The 2678-nt window shown below is 69.7% G+C and carries 2 protein-coding genes and 1 pseudogene; all 3 read right to left on the bottom strand.

Going from position 1 to position 2678, the window contains the following annotated elements; all coding sequences use genetic code 11:
• Positions 1-32: 32 nt before the first annotated feature.
• Complete coding sequence (locus ACFWGJ_RS43220) at positions 33-410, bottom strand: hypothetical protein (RefSeq protein ID WP_387334455.1); 378 nt, start codon at positions 408-410, stop codon at positions 33-35.
• A 2-nt stretch (positions 411-412) separates the two neighbouring features.
• The gene (locus tag ACFWGJ_RS43215; protein WP_387334452.1) at positions 413-868 is read right to left on the bottom strand and encodes a YbaB/EbfC family nucleoid-associated protein; all 456 of its coding nucleotides are present in this window, start codon (positions 866-868) and stop codon (positions 413-415) included.
• A gap of 145 nt (positions 869-1013) precedes the next feature.
• A pseudogene (locus ACFWGJ_RS43210) lies at positions 1014-2678 on the bottom strand (hypothetical protein); the annotation flags it as partial.

The raw sequence follows: 2678 nt of genomic DNA, 5'->3' as shown, positions 1-2678 counted from the left end.
GCACGAGGCGGGAGCGGCCGACGGCGCGTGGGTCAGCGGCGACCATGCCCGCCCGGGCCGCTGTTGCCGTCCAACCCGTTGGTGTCGAGCTCACGGTTGTTCTGCTCGATCGCCTCGATGTTGCCGTCACGGGTGGTCTTCATCAGCCGGACCTGGCTCACCGTGGCGTCCGTGATGCCCACCAGGGCGTCACGGATGGACATCATGGTCTCCTTGGTGGTCTGCCGCTCCTTCTGCTCCTGCGGCTTGGCCTTCTCGGCGAAGTCACCTTCGGTGCCGGGCCACTTGACGGTGGGGGCCAGCTCGTCGAGGAACTCCTCGGTCATGCTCCTGGCCAGGGTGCCGATCTCCTCCAGCTGCCCCGCCAGGGCCTCGATGCGCTGCGGGTCTACGTAGTACCGCTGTCCCATCGTCAGTCCTCCCCGTCGTCGCCGAGCGCGTCCCGCCAGGCAGGGGTGGCCTGGTCGTGGCGCGCCGTGTCCTCGTCGTCCTCCTGCAGCACCTCGGGACCGAAGATCTTCTCCCAGTCCAGCTCGAAGCCCTTCAGCTCCGGCACTTCGCTGCTGGGCTCGGCGAAGGGTGCCATCGCCTTCATCACGTGCTTGTTCATCTTCAGGCGTGCCGCGTTCGCCGCTTCCAGGACGCTCGCGGACAGCTCCTGGTGGGACATGTCCCGGTACTTGTTCTCCAGGAACTCGATCCCGGTCAGTTCGCCCTGGGGTCCCACCGTGGCGCGCACCGCACGGTCGGAGGAGAGCACCGCGAACGACGCCTGGCGCAGCTCGCGCTCGGTGCGCGCGACCGCCTCCTGGGCAGCCTGGAGTTCGGCCATGGCCTTCTCCAGTCGCTTCTCCAGCGGTTCCGTCACGCCCGCCCCGCCCTTCTCGTCGGCAACTACGCTGCTGATCTTGCCTGGTGAGGGCCGCTTCGCGGAAGTCCGGGAGGGGTGGGATTCGTCTCTCCCCCGTTCCTGCCGTGGCCGGACCTGTTCCCGCGAGGGGCCCCCACCGTGCTCACCGCCCGATCACGGCCGGCGTGCCGCCCTCCTCGGTGCCCCACACGTCCTCGTCCTCCTCCAGGTAGTCGGAGCTGGTGGCCCTGCGGCCCGGCTCCGCCTCCTCCTCGGAGGACTCGCCGGCGCCGCCGGTGGTGTTGACCCGGGAGGCCGGGGCCAGGAAGGTGTCGCTGTCCTCCTGCCGGTTCCACGGGCTGCGCCTTCGGCGGTTGCGGCGCTCGCTCTCCTCGGCCGCGTCGACCAGGACGGAGCGCACCCGCTCGCCGTTGCCCTTCTCGCCGCCGGCGCCCATGCCGCCCATGCCGCCGCCCATCGGCATACCGGGGCTGCCCGGTGTCCCGGGGGCGCCGGGTGTCCCGGCCGTGGCCGCGGCGGCGGTGGCGGCGAGCGGGGAGCCCGTGCTGTCCGAGAGGGGGTCGACACCACCGGACGAGTTGAAGCCCGAGGACAGGCCGTCCGAGCCGGAGAGGCCGCCGCCGGTGGACCCGAGGCCCGTACTGCCGCCGCCGAGGTTCAGCTCGGAGAGCGGTACGTCCCGGGAGGTGGTGCCGCCGCCTCCGCCTCCGCCCCCGACGCCGTTGAGGTCGTTGAGGTCGCCGAGGCCGTCGAGGATGCTCGACCTGTCGTTGTTCGCGTTCGAGTTGAGGTCGTGGAGGTCGACCCGCTCGGTGTTGCCCTGCGCGTCGGTGACGGTGGCGATGCCGGTGTCGGGGTCGATGACCTGCTTGCTGCCGTCCGGGAAGGTGGTGGTCAGCTGGCCGTTGTCCAGGCTGGTGACGGAACCGTCCGGGTTGGTGAAACTCGCGCCGTGGGTCAGGTCGGTGGTCGTGGTGGTGCCGTCCGCGTTCGTGGTGGTCAGCAGCCCGTTGTCCGGGTCGAACGAGCTCTCGCTGCCGTCCGCGAAGGTGGTGGTGAAGTCGCCCGCGTCGTCGAGTTCGACGTTGCCACCGGTCGGGGTCTCCAGCCCGTTCTGATCGCCGTTGAGGTCCCCGAAGTTGCCCAGGTCGTCGATCGACTCGGTGGTGATGTCGTTCAGGTCGTTCAGGTCGTTCAGATCGTTCAGGTCGTTGAGGCTGTTCTGGCTGTTCTGGCTGTTGAGGTCGCCCAGATTGCCGAGGTTCTCGGTGGTCGTCTTGCCGTCCGGGTCGACGGTGGTCGCCTGGCCCGTCGACGGGTCGACGGTCTGGGTCGTGCCGTCCGGGAACGTGGTCGTCAGCTTCCCGTCGTCACCCAGCGACGTCACCGAACCGTCCGGGTTCGTCACCTTCAGACCGTCACCCAGATCCTGCGTGGTGACATTGCCGTCCGGCGAGGTCGTGGTCAGCGTCCCGGTGTCCGGGTCGAAGGAGCTGGTGCTGCCGTCCGGGAAGTCGGTCGTCAGGTCGCCCGCGTTGTTCAGCTGGCTGTTGGAGCCGGTCGGCCCGTCGAGCACCCCGTCGCCGTTGGCGCTGCCGTTGAGGTCGGTCAGGCTGCCCAGGTCGGTCGTCGTGGTGGTGCCGTCCGGGTTGGTGGTGATCGCCTGCCCGGTCGTGGGGTCGACGGTCTGGGTCGTGCCGTCCGGGAACGTCGTCGTCAGCTTCCCGTCGTCACCCAGCGACGTCACCGAACCGTCCGGGTTCGTCACCTTCAGACCGTCACCCAGATCCTGCGTGGTGACATTGCC

The organism is Streptomyces sp. NPDC060205 (assembly GCF_042728395.1).
Classification (GTDB): Bacteria; Actinomycetota; Actinomycetes; order Streptomycetales; family Streptomycetaceae; genus Streptomyces.
This window is presented reverse-complemented; position numbering and strand designations above follow the sequence as displayed.

Coding starts and splice junctions, on each gene's coding strand:
- ACFWGJ_RS43220 (WP_387334455.1), bottom strand. CDS start 410: ATGGGACAGCGGTACTACGTAGACCCGCAGCGCATCGAGGCCCTGGCG.